Source organism: Kribbella voronezhensis, from assembly GCF_004365175.1.
GTDB classification, from domain to species: Bacteria; Actinomycetota; Actinomycetes; order Propionibacteriales; family Kribbellaceae; genus Kribbella; species Kribbella voronezhensis.
In genome coordinates this window covers 238,996-255,626 of record NZ_SOCE01000001.1, presented here as the reverse complement: position 1 = coordinate 255,626, position 16,631 = coordinate 238,996, and the positions used below count along the sequence as shown (strand labels likewise).

The following is a 16,631-nucleotide window of genomic DNA, read 5'->3' as shown; positions in this document are numbered from 1 at the left end:
CGGTGTCGTAAAAGACCGTAGCAGGTTTATCGCTACTCTGGTAGCGAAAAAGCTCCGTCCGTGATCAGTGGCAGGATCGCGGGGGTGGACGGTTTCGAAGCAATCGCGGCCAGTGCTGTTCCGTTGACCGGTGGCTACGGCGGTGAGACGTACGCCGTGAGCGCCGCCGGCGAGGACGCCGTACTGCGGTTGTATGTGCGCCAGCCTGCTCGGGCGGCCGTGGACGTCTCGTTGATGCGGCTCGTGCGGGGGCTGCTCCCGGTGCCGCGGGTGCTGGACGCGATGCCCGAGGTCTCGGACGAGGGGCCGCCTTATGTCCTGACCGAGCGGCTGCCGGGGATGAATCTCGAGAATTACCTGGAGACCGCCGGCGAGGCGGAACGGCAGCGGGTGGGGGAGCAACTCGGGGAACTACTGGTGCGGCTGAGCGGGATGCCGTTCCTGACCTTCGGGCAGTTCGTCGGGCGGGAGTTGGTGATCGAGTCGTTCGGCGCGGGCGGGCTGTTGCAGTGGTTCAACCAGCATGTTTCCGACCTGGGGCTGACCAGGGACCAGGTCACCTCGATGGAGGCGGTGATCGACCGGGCCGACGAGCTCGCGGAGAGCGGGGTCGACCGGGTCTGCCTCGTGCACAGCGACTTCAACCCGAAGAACCTCCTGGTGGACCCGGCGACGGCCCAGATCACCGGGCTGATCGACTGGGAGTTCGCGCACGCGGGTTCGCCGTACACGGACCTGGGGAACCTGCTGCGGTTCTGCGACGACCCGGTCCTCGGCGAGGCGGTGCTGGGCGTCGTACTGGCTTCCGGTCTCGATCTCGGCGACCGGGTGGTCGAGCGAGGGCGGGTGGCGGATCTGTGGGCGCTGATCGATCTCGCGAGCCGGCCCGCGGCCAACCCGGTGGCGGCCGCCGCGCACACTCTGATCACCCGGATCGCCGACACGGGCGACCTCGCGGGCGGCCGGGGCTGGCCTGACGTCGTACATTGAGTTCAGGTGTTATTGCGTGGCGCGTCGGGAGACCTCGGCGGGCAGCCGGTCGAGCCGGGTGCCCCGGGTTGCCCTGCCCGAGTCAATAGCCGTATTCTGTGAGATGCGCTATGGGCCCGCGCGACCTCGGACGGAGCAGGCTCGTGCTCGCAGCAGTCGGTGGTGACTCTGTCCTGTTCAGGCAATCCAGCGGTTGGGTGCGATCCAACGGTCCCAGCGCACCCGTACGACACCATCAGCCCACGGAGCAACCCACCACATGACGGCCAGCATCGAGGCACCTCTCGACCCCGCAGTACGCACCACCCCGCAGGTAGCGGTCAATGACATCGGGTCGGAGGAAGACTTCCTCGCGGCGATCGATCAGACCATCAAGTACTTCAACGACGGCGACATCGTTGAAGGGACCATCGTCAAGGTCGACCGGGACGAGGTTCTCCTCGACATCGGTTACAAGACCGAAGGCGTCATCCCCTCCCGTGAGCTGTCGATCAAGCACGACGTCGACCCCAACGAGGTCGTCAACGTGGGCGACCACGTCGAGGCCCTTGTTCTCCAGAAGGAGGACAAGGAAGGCCGTCTGATCCTGTCCAAGAAGCGCGCTCAGTACGAGAAGGCGTGGGGCACGATCGAGAAGATCAAGGAAGAGGACGGCGTCGTCACCGGCACCGTCATCGAGGTCGTCAAGGGTGGACTCATCCTGGACATCGGCCTCCGTGGCTTCCTGCCTGCCTCGCTGGTCGAGATGCGCCGGGTCCGCGACCTCCAGCCGTACGTCGGCCAGGAGATCGAGGCCAAGATCATCGAGCTCGACAAGAACCGCAACAACGTGGTCCTGTCGCGCCGGGCGTGGCTGGAGCAGACGCAGTCCGAGGTGCGGATGAACTTCCTCACCCAGCTGCAGAAGGGCCAGATCCGCAAGGGTGTCGTCTCCTCGATCGTCAACTTCGGTGCGTTCGTGGACCTCGGCGGCGTCGACGGTCTGGTGCACGTCTCGGAGCTGTCCTGGAAGCACATCGACCACCCGACCGAGGTCGTCGAGGTCGGCCAGGAGGTCACCGTCGAGGTGCTGGACGTCGACATGGACCGCGAGCGCGTCTCGCTGTCGCTGAAGGCGACCCAGGAAGACCCGTGGCAGCAGTTCGCCCGGACCCACCAGATGGGCCAGATCGTGCCCGGCAAGGTCACCAAGCTGGTTCCGTTCGGTGCGTTCGTCCGCGTGGAGGAGGGCATCGAGGGTCTGGTGCACATCTCCGAGCTGGCCGAGCGTCACGTCGAGATCCCGGAGCAGGTCGTTCAGGTGAACGACGACGTGATGGTCAAGATCATCGACATCGACCTCGAGCGTCGCCGGATCTCGCTGTCGCTGAAGCAGGCCAACGAGGGCGTCGACCCGGTCTCGGACGACTTCGACCCCACGCTGTACGGCATGGCGGCGACGTACGACGACCAGGGCAACTACGTCTACCCGGACGGCTTCGACCCGGAGACCGGCGAGTGGCTCGAGGGCTTCGACAAGCAGCGTGAGGAGTGGGAGCGGCAGTACGCCGAGGCCCACGCGCGCTGGGAGGCCCACAAGAAGCAGATCGAGGACGCCAAGACGGCGGACGTCGAGGCCGGCGAGGCGTCGACGTACTCCTCCGCGGCCGCCCCGAAGGACGACGCGCCCGTCGAGGGCGCACTCGCTTCCGACGAGGCCCTGCAGGCACTCCGCGAGAAGCTCACCGGCCAGGGCTGAGCAACCCCGTAGTACCCACCGAGACCCCCGCACCCACCAGGGTGCGGGGGTCTCGCACGTACCACGCTTCCGCCAAAAGCCGCGGCCGCGCCGAAGACGACGCGGCCGTCGAGGGTGCGGTTTTCTGGTGGGACTTGTCGGTGGGGAGTCGTAGCCTGGCGGCCTACCGGATTGTTGGGAGGGCGTTGTGAGTAGGTTTGAGGATCGGCCCAATGCTGCGTTGCTCGTGATCGACGTGCAGCGAGGGGTTGTGGGGGAGGCGTACGAGCGCGACAAGGTGGTTGGGAACATCCGGCAGTTGGTCGACAAGGCGCGGGCCGATGGTGTCGACGTGGTTTGGGTGCAGCACAGCGGTGGGGAGCTGACGCAGGGGAGCGAGGGCTGGGAGTACGTGCCGGAGTTGGTGCGGCGCGAGCCCGAGCCGCTGGTGCACAAGACCTACCCGGACTCGTTCGAGGACACCGAACTCGAGACGGTGCTCGCTGAGCGGGGGATCGGGCGGCTGTTCGTGTCCGGAGCACAGACCGACGAGTGCATCCGGTCGACCTTGCACGGTGCACTGGTTCGCGGGTACGACGCGACGCTGGTCGCCGACGCCCACACGACCGAGGACCTGACCGAGTACGGCGCGCCGCCGCCCGACAAGGTGATCGCGCACACCAATCTGTACTGGCAGTACCACCGTGCCCCCGGGCGAACCGCGGGCACGGTCAGCACTGCCGACATCGACTTCACCGCCAAGCCTGACGACTGAAATCTCGTACCCCGCCCACGCCGAGATCCTGGCGATCCGTTGCTTCAGCCCGGCAGTCTGAAGTGGCCGGATGCCGCCTGCCAGCCGGCGGGCGGGTCCTCGCCGACGCGGCCGTCGACGGCTTCCCGGAGGAGATCGGCGTGCCCGGTGTGGCGGCCGTACTCCTCGACCATGTCGTAGACGAGCCGGCGCAGGTTGGCGTGCCGGCCATCGGACCGGGAAGCGTGAATGGACTGGTCGAGTCCGCCGTCGGCCAAGGCCGCGGTCAGCGCGGACCGGGAGCGCTCGACGGCGTCGTCCCACAACGCATAGAGCTTTTCCGGTGCGTCGTCCGCGGCGGAGGTGAACTCCCAGTCGTTGTCACCGTCCCACCCGTTCTCCTCCCACGGTGCTCCGAGCGGCTTGCCGTGGAGCTTGGTGGTGAACGCGTAGTCCTCCTGGGCGGCGAGATGCTTGAGCAGCCCGCCGAGTGTCACCGACGAGGCGCCGATCCGGGTCTGCAGCCCAGCCGGATCGAGGTTGTCCGCCTTGAACCGGAATGTCGTCCGCAGCCGCTCGAGCGCCCCGATCAGGTGTTCTGCCTCGGTCCCGGCGAGCGGGGGTTCCCAAGGGGTTTCGTTGGTCGTCATGGCACGACCGTAGAACAGGTTCCGGACGATCCCCTTCGGAATCCGGAGAAGCTCAGTGCCAGTCGCTGATCATGACGTCGTGCGGCGACGGGGCGCCGGTGCCGGTTTCGACCAGCGACTTCAGGCTCAGCAGGTACGACGCCCACTTGGTGCTGCAGTGGTACATGAACTCCACCGGCTCCTTCCAGCCGAGGTGTTCGAACAGGACGACCGTGTAGTCGCCGCTCTGCTCGAGCTTCCAGTTGACCGTCGTCCCGACCCATTCCTCGGGTCCCTCGACCACTTCCCAGCGGACCAGCTCGCCGGGGACGAGTTCGAGGACCTTCAGGGAGAAGCCGCCGGGCGGGAAGCGGAACTCGATCACGTCGCCGATGCCGGTCTTGCCCGTGGTGTCTTTCGTCCACCAGCCGGCCAGACCGTCGATCGTGGTCAGCGCCTCGTACACGCCGTCGGCGGAGGTGGTCCTGGTAGCGATGCGGTGCAGGATGTCGGACATTGCGGTACCTCTTTCCGGACTGTGGTCATTGCTCTTGACTGCGCTGGATCGCCTCGGCGATCCGCTTGATGCGCCGCAGCCGGGCGTCCCAGGCGGCCCCGACTGTGGACAGCTGTGCCACAGCGCGAGCCAGTTGGGCGTCGTCGACCCGGTACCGCATCTCCCGGCCGGCCGGCGTGACGTGAACCAGTCCGACCCGGTCCAGTACGCCGAGATGTTTCGCGACCGCCTGCCTCGTCACCGGCAGGTGCTCGCTCAGACTCGTCGCCGTGCCTTCGCCGTTCGCCAGCAGCAGGTCGAGCATCCGGCGCCGGGTCGGGTCCCCGATCGCGGACCACAGGTCGTCGTCGATGGCGGTACTCATCGCGTCGCCGCCAGCCGGGCGGCGTACTCCGCCAGGCGGGGGATGAACAGGTCCCAGCCCTCACTGTGTTCGCGGTAGGACTGTTCGAGGACGGCGACCTCCCAGCCCTTCTCGCGGAAGCCGGACTCGGTCATCCGGAGCTTCGTGCCGCTGCCGGCCGGGCTGAGGTCGAACGTGACCAGCAACGAGGTCCCGGCGGCCGGGGCCTCGTCGTAGACCCAGCGGAACGCGAACCTCCGCGGCCGGTCGGCCTCGACGACGGTGAACGTCTCGACGTGGCTCCGGGGATTCTCCTTGTCGCCCCAGGCGAGCTCGCCCATCGCTCCGGGGGTCGCCGACGTCAGGTCCGCCTCGTCGGCCCACCACTCCTGCAAGTGCTCCGGACTGCTGACCACCTCGAAGACGGTCTCCGGTGTGGCGTCGATGTGGATCTCGCGCTCGATGGTTCCGAATTCCATGGTCTCCCCGCTCTCTGCAACGTTTGGTTGCACATAACGTAGACCATGACGACGGGCTCACGCAACTGTTGGTTGCGGATCAGCCGGGCGGCAACTCGACCTTGCCGAGCTTCAGCCAGCCGGCCAGGTCGTCCACCTCGGCGAGGACCGCCTTGCTGATCGCGCGGGTGAACCGGACGTCGGGGTGGATCGCGTTGACCCGCAGTACGGAGGCCTTCCGGTCGGCGATCGCGTCGAGCTTGCCGACCATCCGGTCGCCGTGCAGGACCGGGAGCGCGAAGTAGCCCCACCTGCGTTTGGCCGCCGGCTTGTACATCTCCAGCGTGTACTCGAAGTCGAAGAGTTCCAGCGCGCGGACGCGATTGTGGATCAGCCGGTCGAACGGTGACAGCAGCGCCGTCCGGCCTTCGAAGTCGTCGACCGTCGCCAGCGCCGCCGGATCGACGCGCCAGACACCTGGCGTGTCCTCGACCTCGACCGGCTCGCCGGTGTCCCCGACGATCGCAGGCTCCACCGGGACCTCCGCGCCGGTGGCGCGCGCGATGCCGAGCGACCGGAGCCGTCGCTCGTTCTTGATCTCCAGCGCCTCGGCCGGCGTCGGTACGTCGAGGCCGGCCGGATAGACCCGGTCCGCCAGGTCCCAGATCCGCTCGCGACCGACTCGTCCCGAGATCGCCACCTGACCGCGCCTGGCCAGGAATTCGAGCATCTGGGTGACATTGCGATTGTTCGTCCACCCGGTCGATGCCCAAGGCACCGAACAGGTGTCCGGGATGTCCCGCGACGTCACCGGGCCGCGCTCGGCCAGCACCGCCAGGATGTCCCGCTGGAACGACTCGTTGGCCTTCATCCAGTCGAGCATCCTCGGCCAGCCGGGGACCTCGGCGAGATAGAGCCCCGCATCACTCATCGGCCTGATCAGCGCGTTGCGCTCGAACAACGTCCGGTCGACCTCGACGGCCTGCTTCAACTGCTCAGGCCGGTACGCCGAACCGAGTCGGCTCCAGGCGACCAGATCGGCGCTGGGCGCGATCGCAGAGGTCGGATCGATCTGCAGCAACGTCAACTGCCGGACCATCGCGACCAGGTTGTCCGGCCGCGCCGCGTCCAGCAACTGAGCGCGTACGGCGATGCGCCGTGCCTGCTCCCGAGTCAATCGGCGGATACCCATCCCCGAAGGCTAACCATGGCCGGGGACAATTCGGCGTACGGGCGGTTCGGTACCGCTGTTGTCAGTCCGTCCCGGCTACAACAGACTGACGACACGGTGCGGTGCGGGAGGAGACGGTGAGATGCCTTGGTTTCCGGAGTTCGTCAGTGCGGCGGCGCTGGCGCGCACCCTGGCGCGAACCGCTGGTCAGGCCGACCCGGTCATGCAGTACTTCGCAGCCTTGCAGGAAGGCGACGCACACACTCTGGAGACGGTGTGGCCCGGCGAGGTGGTGGTCTTCGATCCCCGCGCCGGTGAGGTCCGCGGTCACCGCGAGTTGCGTCATTTCGTCAAGAGCAACAAGACCTGGCTGGCCGAGCGCGACGCCACCATCGAGACGGTGGCCTCCACACGCGTGGGCGGGCGGGCAGTGGTGGAACTGCTGGCGCGCTTGGCCGACGACACCGGACGGGCCGTGGAGTGGCCCCTCGCGGTCGTCGCCGAGTCGGACGACCGCAGGATCGAGTTCCGCACGTACTGCAGCCAGGTGCCGGTCGACGGCCGGCGCCATCTCAGACCGCCCGTCCTCGAGCCGGCGCCGGTCGAGTCCGCGCCGGCCGAGCTTGCCGAGGTCGTCGGCCGCTACTTGACCGCCCTCGCCGCGGGCGATGCCGAGGCGATCGTGAGCACGTTCGCACCGGACGGCTACCTTCGCGAACCCATCGGACCGGACCATCGCGGTACCTCCGAGCTGCGCTCGTTCTTCAAGAGCTGGTTCACTACGGGCGGCATCCAGTTGCAGGTGTGCAGCGTGACCGACGACGGCCAGCGCTGTGCGGTGGAGTACAACTGTGTCGGCTGGGGCGAGCGAGAGTTGCCGCCGCAAGCCGGGATCGCGATCTACGAACGGGGACCGGACGGCGTACTCGCCGCGGTTCGTATCTACGACGACATCGAAGGACCGGCAAATGACTGACTATGACGTCATCGTGATCGGCGGCGGCTCGCCAGGGGAGCACTGCGCGGGAGAGCTGGTCGACCGCGGACTGCGGGTCGCCCTGGTCGAGCGCGAGCTGGTCGGCGGCGAATGCTCGTACTACGCGTGCATCCCGTCCAAGACGCTCCTGCGCCCCGGTGAGGCGGTGCACCAGGCGCGGGACGCGGTCTCTACCGCAGAGCTCGACCCTGAGGCGGCACTGGCCTGGCGGGACTTCATGGTCTCGGACTACTCCGACAAGGGTCAGGAGCAGTGGCTGGCGAGCAAGGGCATCGACCTGCTGCGCGGTACCGGCCGACTCGCCGGCACCGGAGTCGTCGAGGTCGACGGCACGCAGTACACGGCGGAGAACGTCGTGCTGGCTACCGGTTCGGATCCGATCATTCCGCCGATCCCGGGGCTGCGTGAGCTCGACGGTGTGTGGACGAACCGCGAGGCCACTGCCATGAAGGCTGTCCCGCGTCGCCTGCTCGTGCTCGGTGGTGGACCGGTCGGTGTCGAGATGGCACAGGCGGTACGCCGGCTCGGCGGCGAGGTCGCGCTGATCAACAGCGGGGAGCACATCCTCGCCAAGGAGCCGGCGGCGTTGGGTGAAGCACTCGGCGAGGTGCTCCGGCGCGATGGAGTCGAGCTCGAACTGGGCGCGCGGGCGACCGCAGTACGGCGTGACGGTGAGGACTATGTCGTCACGCTGGCCGATGAGCGGGAGCTGCGAGGCGATCGGCTCTTGGTCGCGACCGGTCGGCGGCCGCGGGTGGACGGGATCGGCCTGGAGACGGTCGGGCTCGAGGTCGACGCGCACGGCGTACAGGTCGATGAGTACCTGCGGGTCAGCGAGCGGCTGTGGGCCGTCGGCGACGTGACCGGGATCAAGCTGCTGACGCACGTGGGGAAGTACCAGGGCGATGTGGCGGCGGCGAACATCGCCGGTGACCTGCGGAAGGCCAACTACGAGGCTGTGCCGAACGTCGTCTACACCGACCCGCAGGCAGCATCGGTGGGGGAGACCGAGGGAGCCTTCAGTGCTACGACGGCGCTGAAGGACGTGGCCAAGACTGCCACCTACACGCGCGCCTACGCCGAGTCCAACGGCTTCCTGACGCTGCTGAGCGACGGTGAACGGCTGACCGGCGCCTACGCGCTCGGACCCGAGGCGGGCGAGTGGTTGCAGCAGGCCACGCTCGCCATCCGCGCTCACGTGCCGGTGGATGTCGTGGCCGACACGATTCAGCCGTTCCCGACCTTCTCGGAGATCTACGTCGCGACGTTGAAGACGTTGCGTCAGCAGATCGCCGACCGTTCCTGAGAGGATCCGACATCACCAGCACCAGCACCAGCATCGACGCCGAGGCGATCGAGGACGTCGTACGGACATTCTTCGCTGCCTTCACCACCGGTCCGGACTGTGCCGAGCGGCTCGACGCGCTCCGGGCGCTCTTCGTACCGAACGCGGTGATCGCCCGGACCTGCGGTCTCGAGCCGGAGGTCTACAGCGTCGACGAGTTCATCGCGCCTCGCGCGGCCCTGCTGACGTTCGGCGACCTGGTGGACTTCAAGGAGTGGGCAGTCACCGGGCGGGTGGAGACGTTCGGCGACATCGCCCACTGGTTCGGCAGCTACGCGAAGGAGGGCGTGCAGAACGGCACTCCGTTCACCGGCCGCGGCATGAAGACGATGCAGTTCATCCGTACGCCGGACGGCTGGCGGATCACCGCGGCGGCCTGGGACGACGAGCGGCCCGGCCTGACGATGGCGACTCCCTGATCTTCGCTAGGGTTCGGGGGTGCTGAGAGTCGGGCTTACCGGGGGTATCGGAGCGGGCAAGAGTGCCGTGTCGCGGCTGCTCGAGGAGCGCGGCGCGGTGGTGATCGACTCCGACGTCCTGGCGCGGGAAGTCGTCGCGCGGGGGACCGACGGGCTGGCCGAGGTGGTCGCGACGTTCGGCGACGTGCTGACCCCGGAAGGCGAGCTGGACCGGCCGGCCGTGGGGCGGCTGGTGTTCGGCGACGCGGAGGCCCGGCGGAAGCTGGAGGCGATCATCCATCCGCGGGTCCGGGCGCGGGCCGCGGAGATCGAGGCGGCGGCACCGGCCGGGGCGGTCGTGGTCAACGACATCCCGTTACTGGTCGAGACCGGACAGGCGGACAGGTTCGACCTGGTGCTGGTGGTCGACGTCCCACCCGAGCTGCAGGTGCAGCGGCTGACCGAGCTGCGGGGCATGTCGGCCGAGGAGGCCGGGCAGCGGATCGCCAGTCAGGCGAGCCGGGAGGACCGGCTCGCGGCGGCCGACATCGTGGTCGACAATTCCGGCAGCCTGGCGGACCTCGAGCGCCGGGTCGAGGAGATCTGGCCGGAGCTTTCGCGGCGGGCCTGGGCGGCCGGGACAGGCCACGGTACGGACACGAAAGGGTGACCCTTGCGCGGGAAATGATGAATCCCGGCCGACCTGTACGAGAATCTCTGCTGGTTCGCCCGGCCTCCGGCCGGTCGGCCTGACCATCCCTCGGCGCGTCCGCGCGTCGGTCCGCAAGTCCAAGGTTGGGAGGATGGCGTGGAGTGTCCGCGCTGTAGCTCTGCCGTTCCCGAGGTCTCGCATTTCTGCCATCACTGTGGCAACGATCTGCAGTCCCAGGACGCCGGGCGCACGAAGGCGTACGCCGCCAGACCGGACGAGCCGGTCGCCTCGTTCAAGCTGGTTTCGACGATCATGCCGCAAGGCGCCGGCCGGCAGCCGTACACGTACAAGGTCGCACTCGGCGTCGCGCTGCTGCTGACCGTCGTACTGGCCGCACTGGGTGCTCTGCCGGTGGCGATCATGGTTGCCGCCTTCGCCATCCCGATCGTCTACATCCTCTACCTGTACGACGTGAACCTGTGGGAGGACGAGCCGGTCCCGGTCGTCGCCGCGGCGTTCCTGCTGACCGGCGTACTGGCAGCGGTGTTCACCTGGTTGTGGTCCGACAAGCTCGGCCTGTCGGCGAACACGATCGGTTCGAACAGCGGCGGACCGACCGGCCGCGACCTGCTCATCCTCGTGCTGCTGGTGCCGGTCGTCTCCGAGCTGATCCGCCAGATCGGCCCGCTCTACCTGGCCTCCCGGCCCCGGTACGACGACCTGATGGACGGCTTCACCTTCGGCGTGGTGGCCGGTGTGGGCTACGCCTGCTTCGAGACCCTCGTCCTGCACTGGAGCTGGATCAGCGGCGGCTTCGCCGGTCCGGGCAGCAGCGCGGGCACCTGGATCTCCATCGTCGTATTGCAGGGCTTCGTGAAGCCGCTGATCTACGGCTCGGCGACCGGTCTCGCGGCCGCGGAGTTCTCCGGTCTCGGTGAGAAGTACGACGGCTTCACCCCGCGCTGGGCGGCCGGTCTGGTTCAGGCGATGGTGGTGAACGCGCTGTTCCAGGGCGGCGTCTATCTGCTCGGCTTCGTCGGCGGACACGGCTCCACGGTGGGCGCGATCCTCGGTGTGGTCTGGGGTCTGCTGCTGCTCGGCGCGCTGATCATCTTGGTCCGCACTGTGTTGCACAAGGGTCTGCTGGAAGCGGCACTGGAGTCTGCTGCTCGTGGTGGTTCCAACCATGCCTCGGGTGAGCTCGCGTTCTGCTCGCGCTGCGAGATGCCGTTGCTTCCGCACTCCGACTTCTGCTCGGCCTGTGGCAACTCGGTCCGTTCGGTGCCGAAGTCGGAGCGGGGAGTGGCTGTGCAAGGGAGTGGACCGGCAGCAGGCTACGAAGGATCGACTGGGGAGACGCAGGCATGAGCAACCAGCAACCGCCGTACGGTCAGCCAGGTCAGCCCGGGCAGCCGCCGTACGGAGGACAGCCCGGCTACGGTCAGCCGCAGGGGCAGCCGCCGCAGGGCCAGCCGGGTTACGGGCAGCAGCCGCCGCCTGGGTACGGCCAGCCGCCGTACCAGGGTCCGCCGCAGGGGCAACCGCCGTACCAGGGGCAGCCTCCGCAGGGCCAGCCGCCTCAGGGGCAGCCGCCTCAGCAGGGCCGGCCGCCGCAGCAGCCGCCGTACCAGGGGCAACCGCCGCAGCAGCCGCCGTACCAGCAGGGGCCGCCGCCGCAGCAGTACCCGGGGCAGCAGGCTTACCCGGGTCAGCAGCCGGGGTACCCGCCGCAGCAGGGTTACCCGCAGCAGTACCCGGCGCAGCAGCAGTGGGGTCCTGGTCCCGGCCAGCCGTACGGTCCGCGTCGTGGTGGTCAGGGCAGCAAGAAGATCCTGCTGCTCGCCGGTGGCGGACTGGCAGCGGTGGCGGTGATCGGTGTCGTCTTGGCGCTGGTGCTGGGCGGCGGTGACGACAACAAGGTCCAGCCGGACCCGACGCCGACCAGTCAGCCGACCGACAAGCCGACCACGAACGTGGACGAGGGCATCGAGGTCGGCGAAGGCGTCTTCGTCAAGCCGCAGACCGGCTACATCCGCAAGACCCTGACCGGCTACAAGGGCGTCTACCTGCTCAAGCAGAGCGAGGCGTACTTCATGGTCGAGGCGTTCAAGGCGGGCCCGAACGACAACACCGCGACGCTGCTGCCGCAGTTGATGGAGGCGGAGAAGAAGGCCGTCACGTCGAGCACCTTCAAGCCGAACGCGCCCAAGGAGCTCAAGCCGGGGCCGGACGACAAGACCGACGTCAAGTTGCTCACCACGCAGAGCTACGAGGCGATGTCGAGCAGCCAGAACGGCAGCGTCCCGGTGATCGGCTACGTCGGCGTCATCGAGCGCAACGACGGCGTGATCACGATCGTCAAGGTGTACGGCCGCAAGGACAAGAAGGACACCATCCAGCCGGACTCGACCGCGATGCTGCAGTCGGTGCTCAAGAGCCAGTGAGCGGAAAGCGCGACAAGGGCCCGGACAACCCGTGGGTCCGCAAGGTCGAGCCCGAGGAGGGCGAGGGAGCAGCTCCCGAACCGGAGCTGCCCCCCTCGCCGTGGTCCCTCGAGGTCCCGCCCCGAGAGCCTTCGGGCTGGGGCCGCAAGCCCGACGCACCGGGGACCGGGGGTCCCGGCGCACCGGGAACCGGGGGCCCCGGCGCACCGGGTGGGGGGAGTGCCGCCGCATCGGGTAGCGGGACCATCGGCGTACCGGGTAGTGGGAGCAGTGGCGTACCGGGTGCTTGGACCGTCGGCGCACCGGGTGCCGGGAGCACCGGCGTACCGGGTGCCGGGAGTACCGGCGTACCGGGTGCGGGGAGTACCGGAGTAGCCGGTGGGCCGGCTCGGGAGACCAGTTCGGCGTGGGGTGACAAGGTCGGGCCGCCTTCGTTGCGTCGGCCGGAGCCGGTCAAGAAGGGGCCGCAGTTTCCGCCGTGGCTGATCCCGGTCGTCGCGGGGATCGCCGTCGTGGCACTGGTCGCGGTGGCACTGATCGTGCTGACCGGCGGTGACGACTCGGCGGGCCCCAAACCGGGGCCGTCCTCGTCGGTCGCCGTGACCACGCCACCGGCGTCGACGTACACCCCACCGGCCAACGCGTTGCCGGTCGCGTTCGGCGTCTCCGTCGTACCGGTCGCCGGCTGGAGCGTGCTGGTCCGCGAGACGCAGGGCAAGCAGCTGGTGACGTACGCGCCGAACGGTGAGCCACGGGCGTTCTTCTGGGTCCGGCAGAAGCAGAACGTCACGGCGAAGAACTACATGCTGTCGATCGTGGAAGGTGAGACCGAGAACGAGGTCGCCCAACTGGGCAACCCGCGGAACCTCGCGTGTCCGGGCGACGTCTTGGTGGAGTGCATCGCGATCAGCTACACCTCGGTCTCCAAGGGCGTGAAGGTCCAGGGGTTCGTGGAGGCCTACCGCCGCAAGGACGGGGTCACCACCGCGATCGACTTCCGGACCCGGGTCGACTACGCCCAGAAGGCCGAAGCCGACGCGGCGAAGATGAAGGCCTCGGTCGTCGCCAGCATCTGAGTCGTCGCCGGCATCTGAGAAGTGCACACACCCCGCCCGTTCACACACCGCGAGAGACCACATGAGTCAGCAGTACGGACAGCCCGGTCCGCAGTATCCGGCAGGACCGCAGTACCCGGCAGGACCGCAGTACCAGGGCGCACCGCAGTACCAGGGCGGTCCGCCCGCGCCGCTGCCCGGTGCGCCCGCGCCGCTGTCGGGGCCGCCGGCGCCGAGCGGCTGGGGGCCCGGTCCGGGGTACCAGCCGCCGAGGAAGTCCAAGAAGACGTTGTGGATCGTGATGGCGGGCGCGGTGCTGGCCGTCGTACTGATCGCCGCCGGCCTGGTCATCCTGGTGACCGGCGGCGGGGACAAGAAGGACCCGGTGAACCCGCCGGTCGCCAGTGACTCGCTGACGCCTGAGCCGGTCGGCACGCTGTATACCCCGCCGACGCCGGAGCCCACTGAGCCGGTGATCACCAAGGGCCCGTACGACACGGGCGTGGAGATCGGTGGTGGGGTCTGGTTCACGCCGGCGAAGGGGTGGATCAAGGACCCGGACAAGAAGCGCTCCGGGTTCAACTACCTGTTGCCAGAGCCCGGCCGGCCCGGTGCGATCGACGGCTGGTTCTGGGTCCGGCAGACGCGGCTGATGGGCGCCAAGGCGTTCGCGGACCACCTGGTCGACGTGGAGTCGAACAACCTCGAGCACGTGGTGATCGGCAAGGGCAGTTATCGCAAGTGCCCGAACAAGGCGCTGAAGCTGTGCTACGCGACCAACTACTCCGCGGTGGTGCCGGTGAAGGGCAAGCCGCCGGTGGTGTTCTCGGGCTTCATCCAGGCTTTCGAGGACCAGAACGGGCAGACGACGGCGACCGACTCGGCGCTGCAGCGGGAGGTCTGGGCCAAGCACAAGCAGGAGGTCCTGACCATGAACGGGACGCTGGTCAGGAGCTTCTGAAACCGGCTCCGAGCTCCGAATCGAGCGTGGTCGGGCGGCTTCGCTGGGTGAGGTTCGGAAACTGTCGGCGCGGGGTCGTACGGTGGGTGGCATGAGACAGGTCACCGATCTCCAGCGTATGGTCGCGCCCCTTAAGGTCGTGTCCGACTTCGAGCCGGCCGGCGACCAGCCGGCCGCGATCGCGGAGCTCGAGCGGCGGATCAATGCCGGCGAGCAGGACGTCGTGCTGCTCGGCGCCACCGGTACCGGTAAGACGGCGACGATGGCGTGGCTGGCGGAGAAGATCCAGCGGCCGATGCTGATCCTCCAGCCGAACAAGACGCTGGCCGCCCAGTTCGCGAACGAGCTGCGGCACTTCTTCCCCGACAACGCCGTCGAGTACTTCGTCTCGTACTACGACTACTACCAGCCCGAGGCGTACGTTCCGCAGACGGACACCTATATCGAGAAGGACTCCTCGATCAACGAGGAGGTCGAGCGGCTGCGGCACTCGGCGACCTGGTCGCTGCTGACGCGGCGCGACGTCGTCGTGGTCGCGACCGTGTCGTGCATCTACGGCCTCGGTTCCGCCGACGAGTACCTGAACCGGATGATCCACGTGAAGGTCGGCGACGAGACCGACCGCGACGGGCTGCTCCGCAAGCTGGTCGGGGTGCAGTACGCGCGCAACGACCTGGCCGGGACCCGCGGCACGTTCCGGGTCCGCGGCGACACGCTCGAGGTCTTCCCGGTGTACCAGGAGCTCGCCGTCCGGGTGGAGTTCTTCGGCGACGAGATCGAGCGGCTGATGACGCTGCACCCGGTGACGGGTGAGGTGCTCAGCGAGGAGGAAGAGCTCTACATCGGCGCCGCGACCCACTACGTGACCGCGCCCGAGAAGATGGAGCGCGCGATCGCCGGGATCGAGGCCGAGCTGGAGGAGCGGCTGGCCGAGCTGGAGCGCGGCGGCCAGTTGCTGGAAGCACAACGGCTGCGGATGCGTACGACGTACGACATCGAGATGATGCGTCAGATCGGGACGTGCTCGGGGATCGAGAACTACTCGCGGCACACCGACGGACGTGCGCCGGGGACGGCACCGCACTGCCTGCTCGACTACTTCCCCGAGGACTTCCTGCTGGTCATCGACGAGTCGCACGTGACCGTCCCGCAGATCGGCGGGATGTACGAGGGCGACATGTCCCGCAAGCGGACGCTGGTCGAGCACGGGTTCCGGCTGCCGTCGGCGATGGACAACCGGCCGCTGCGCTGGGAGGAGTTCCTGGAGCGGATCGGCCAGACCGTCTACCTGTCCGCGACCCCGGGGCAGTACGAGCAGGACAAGTCGGACGGCTTCGTCGAGCAGATCATCCGGCCGACCGGCCTGATCGACCCCGAGGTCATCGTCAAGCCGACCAAGGGCCAGATCGACGACCTGATCCACGAGATCCGGATCCGGACCGAGCGCAACGAGCGGGTCCTGGTCACCACGCTGACCAAGAAGATGTCCGAGGACCTGACCGACTACCTGCTGGAGATGGGCATCCGGACCAGGTACCTGCACAGCGAGGTCGACACCCTCCGCCGCGTCGAGCTGCTCCGCGAGCTGCGGATGGGGGAGTACGACGTACTGGTCGGCATCAACCTGCTGCGAGAAGGTCTCGACCTGCCGGAGGTGTCGCTGGTCGCGATCCTCGATGCGGACAAGGAAGGCTTCCTGCGGTCGGGACGGTCGCTGATCCAGACCATCGGCCGGGCCGCCCGAAACGTCTCGGGCGCGGTGTTCATGTACGCCGACAAGATCACCCCGTCGATGGAGATGGCGATCGACGAGACGAACCGGCGGCGCGCGAAACAGGTCGCGTACAACACCGACCACGGCGTCGACCCGCAGCCGCTGCGGAAGAAGATCGCCGACATCACCGACATGCTCGCCCGCGAGGACGCCGACACGGCCGAGCTGCTCGGCAGTGGCCGCAACCAGAGTCGCGGCAAGGCACCGGTGCCGGGCGGTCTCAAGGGCAAGGTGGGCGAGAAGGCGAAGGAACTGGCCGGCGGGATGCCGTCCTCGGACCTGGCCGACCTCATCCAGCAACTCACCGACCAGATGCACAACGCGGCCGCCGAGCTCCAGTTCGAGGTCGCCGCCCGCTACCGCGACGAGATCTCCGAACTGAAGAAGGAACTCCGCCAGATGGTCAACGCCGGCGCGAAGTAGTCG

17 protein-coding genes are annotated in these 16,631 nt (G+C 68.2%); 12 read left to right on the top strand and 5 right to left on the bottom strand.

The window, feature by feature from the left end:
- The first annotated feature begins 60 nt into the window (after positions 1 to 60).
- The 3 genes from EV138_RS01150 (at position 61) to EV138_RS01140 (ending at position 3,482) form a co-directional block, all read left to right on the top strand.
- Complete coding sequence (locus tag EV138_RS01150) at positions 61 to 990, top strand: phosphotransferase family protein (RefSeq protein WP_238157886.1); 930 nt, start codon at positions 61 to 63, stop codon at positions 988 to 990.
- A gap of 259 nt (positions 991 to 1,249) precedes the next feature.
- Complete coding sequence (gene rpsA, locus EV138_RS01145) at positions 1,250 to 2,728, top strand: 30S ribosomal protein S1 (protein WP_112240909.1); 1,479 nt, start codon at positions 1,250 to 1,252, stop codon at positions 2,726 to 2,728.
- A gap of 187 nt (positions 2,729 to 2,915) precedes the next feature.
- Positions 2,916 to 3,482, top strand: coding sequence for a cysteine hydrolase family protein (locus tag EV138_RS01140; RefSeq protein WP_133976619.1), 567 nt, complete (start codon positions 2,916 to 2,918; stop codon positions 3,480 to 3,482).
- A 44-nt stretch (positions 3,483 to 3,526) separates the two neighbouring features.
- Here EV138_RS01140 and EV138_RS01135 read toward each other — a convergent pair whose 3' ends face one another.
- The 5 genes from EV138_RS01135 to EV138_RS01115 all read right to left on the bottom strand — a co-directional run bounded on the left by EV138_RS01135 (position 3,527) and on the right by EV138_RS01115 (position 6,600).
- Complete coding sequence (locus EV138_RS01135) at positions 3,527 to 4,111, bottom strand: mycothiol transferase (protein WP_133976618.1); 585 nt, start codon at positions 4,109 to 4,111, stop codon at positions 3,527 to 3,529.
- Between the two features lie 52 nt (positions 4,112 to 4,163).
- Positions 4,164 to 4,607, bottom strand: a complete 444-nt coding sequence (locus tag EV138_RS01130; protein WP_133976617.1) for an SRPBCC family protein — start codon at positions 4,605 to 4,607, stop codon at positions 4,164 to 4,166.
- A 25-nt stretch (positions 4,608 to 4,632) separates the two neighbouring features.
- Complete coding sequence (locus EV138_RS01125; protein ID WP_112240917.1) at positions 4,633 to 4,971, bottom strand: ArsR/SmtB family transcription factor; 339 nt, start codon at positions 4,969 to 4,971, stop codon at positions 4,633 to 4,635.
- On the bottom strand, positions 4,968 to 5,429 hold the full coding sequence (locus EV138_RS01120) for an SRPBCC domain-containing protein (protein WP_133976616.1): 462 nt from the start codon (positions 5,427 to 5,429) through the stop codon (positions 4,968 to 4,970). Before EV138_RS01120 ends, EV138_RS01125 begins: the two co-directional genes overlap by 4 nt.
- Positions 5,430 to 5,508: 79 nt before the next feature.
- Positions 5,509 to 6,600 (bottom strand): winged helix-turn-helix domain-containing protein, encoded by a 1,092-nt coding sequence (locus tag EV138_RS01115; protein WP_133976615.1) that lies wholly within the window; start codon positions 6,598 to 6,600, stop codon positions 5,509 to 5,511.
- 121 nt (positions 6,601 to 6,721) lie between these two features.
- On the opposite strand from EV138_RS01115, the gene EV138_RS01110 reads away from it, so the two are divergent.
- The 9 genes from EV138_RS01110 (at position 6,722) to uvrB (ending at position 16,628) form a co-directional block, all read left to right on the top strand.
- Positions 6,722 to 7,555 (top strand): nuclear transport factor 2 family protein, encoded by an 834-nt coding sequence (locus EV138_RS01110; protein ID WP_133976614.1) that lies wholly within the window; start codon positions 6,722 to 6,724, stop codon positions 7,553 to 7,555.
- A complete protein-coding gene (locus EV138_RS01105) occupies positions 7,548 to 8,882 on the top strand; it encodes a dihydrolipoyl dehydrogenase family protein (protein WP_133976613.1) in 1,335 nt (444 codons plus the stop codon). The genes EV138_RS01110 and EV138_RS01105 overlap by 8 nt, the downstream gene beginning before the upstream one ends.
- A gap of 146 nt (positions 8,883 to 9,028) precedes the next feature.
- Entirely contained in the window at positions 9,029 to 9,340 is a 312-nt protein-coding gene (locus EV138_RS01100; RefSeq protein WP_238157885.1) for a nuclear transport factor 2 family protein, read from the top strand.
- Between the two features lie 19 nt (positions 9,341 to 9,359).
- Positions 9,360 to 9,989, top strand: a complete 630-nt coding sequence (gene coaE / locus EV138_RS01095) for a dephospho-CoA kinase (RefSeq protein ID WP_133976612.1) — start codon at positions 9,360 to 9,362, stop codon at positions 9,987 to 9,989.
- A gap of 138 nt (positions 9,990 to 10,127) precedes the next feature.
- Entirely contained in the window at positions 10,128 to 11,339 is a 1,212-nt protein-coding gene (locus EV138_RS01090; protein ID WP_133976611.1) for a PrsW family glutamic-type intramembrane protease, read from the top strand.
- Positions 11,336 to 12,415 (top strand): hypothetical protein, encoded by a 1,080-nt coding sequence (locus EV138_RS37545; protein WP_133976610.1) that lies wholly within the window; start codon positions 11,336 to 11,338, stop codon positions 12,413 to 12,415. Before EV138_RS01090 ends, EV138_RS37545 begins: the two co-directional genes overlap by 4 nt.
- Positions 12,412 to 13,491 carry a hypothetical protein gene (locus EV138_RS01080; protein WP_133976609.1) on the top strand — a complete coding sequence of 360 codons (1,080 nt, stop codon included), beginning with the start codon at positions 12,412 to 12,414 and terminating at the stop codon, positions 13,489 to 13,491. Before EV138_RS37545 ends, EV138_RS01080 begins: the two co-directional genes overlap by 4 nt.
- A gap of 61 nt (positions 13,492 to 13,552) precedes the next feature.
- Positions 13,553 to 14,431 carry a hypothetical protein gene (locus EV138_RS01075; RefSeq protein WP_305000168.1) on the top strand — a complete coding sequence of 293 codons (879 nt, stop codon included), beginning with the start codon at positions 13,553 to 13,555 and terminating at the stop codon, positions 14,429 to 14,431.
- Between the two features lie 91 nt (positions 14,432 to 14,522).
- Positions 14,523 to 16,628, top strand: a complete 2,106-nt coding sequence (uvrB, locus tag EV138_RS01070; RefSeq protein WP_133976608.1) for an excinuclease ABC subunit UvrB — start codon at positions 14,523 to 14,525, stop codon at positions 16,626 to 16,628.
- Positions 16,629 to 16,631 lie beyond the last annotated feature (3 nt).

Bases quoted from the DNA above. Each gene is read 5' to 3' on its own strand.
- rpsA (WP_112240909.1), top strand. From the start codon at position 1,250: ATGACGGCCAGCATCGAGGCACCTCTCGACCCCGCAGTACGCACCACC.
- EV138_RS01135 (WP_133976618.1), bottom strand. From the start codon at position 4,111: ATGACGACCAACGAAACCCCTTGGGAACCCCCGCTCGCCGGGACCGAG.
- EV138_RS01130 (WP_133976617.1), bottom strand. From the start codon at position 4,607: ATGTCCGACATCCTGCACCGCATCGCTACCAGGACCACCTCCGCCGAC.
- EV138_RS01125 (WP_112240917.1), bottom strand. From the start codon at position 4,971: ATGAGTACCGCCATCGACGACGACCTGTGGTCCGCGATCGGGGACCCG.
- EV138_RS01120 (WP_133976616.1), bottom strand. From the start codon at position 5,429: ATGGAATTCGGAACCATCGAGCGCGAGATCCACATCGACGCCACACCG.
- EV138_RS01115 (WP_133976615.1), bottom strand. From the start codon at position 6,600: ATGGGTATCCGCCGATTGACTCGGGAGCAGGCACGGCGCATCGCCGTA.
- EV138_RS01110 (WP_133976614.1), top strand. From the start codon at position 6,722: ATGCCTTGGTTTCCGGAGTTCGTCAGTGCGGCGGCGCTGGCGCGCACC.
- EV138_RS01105 (WP_133976613.1), top strand. From the start codon at position 7,548: ATGACTGACTATGACGTCATCGTGATCGGCGGCGGCTCGCCAGGGGAG.
- EV138_RS37545 (WP_133976610.1), top strand. From the start codon at position 11,336: ATGAGCAACCAGCAACCGCCGTACGGTCAGCCAGGTCAGCCCGGGCAG.
- EV138_RS01075 (WP_305000168.1), top strand. From the start codon at position 13,553: ATGAGTCAGCAGTACGGACAGCCCGGTCCGCAGTATCCGGCAGGACCG.
- uvrB (WP_133976608.1), top strand. From the start codon at position 14,523: ATGAGACAGGTCACCGATCTCCAGCGTATGGTCGCGCCCCTTAAGGTC.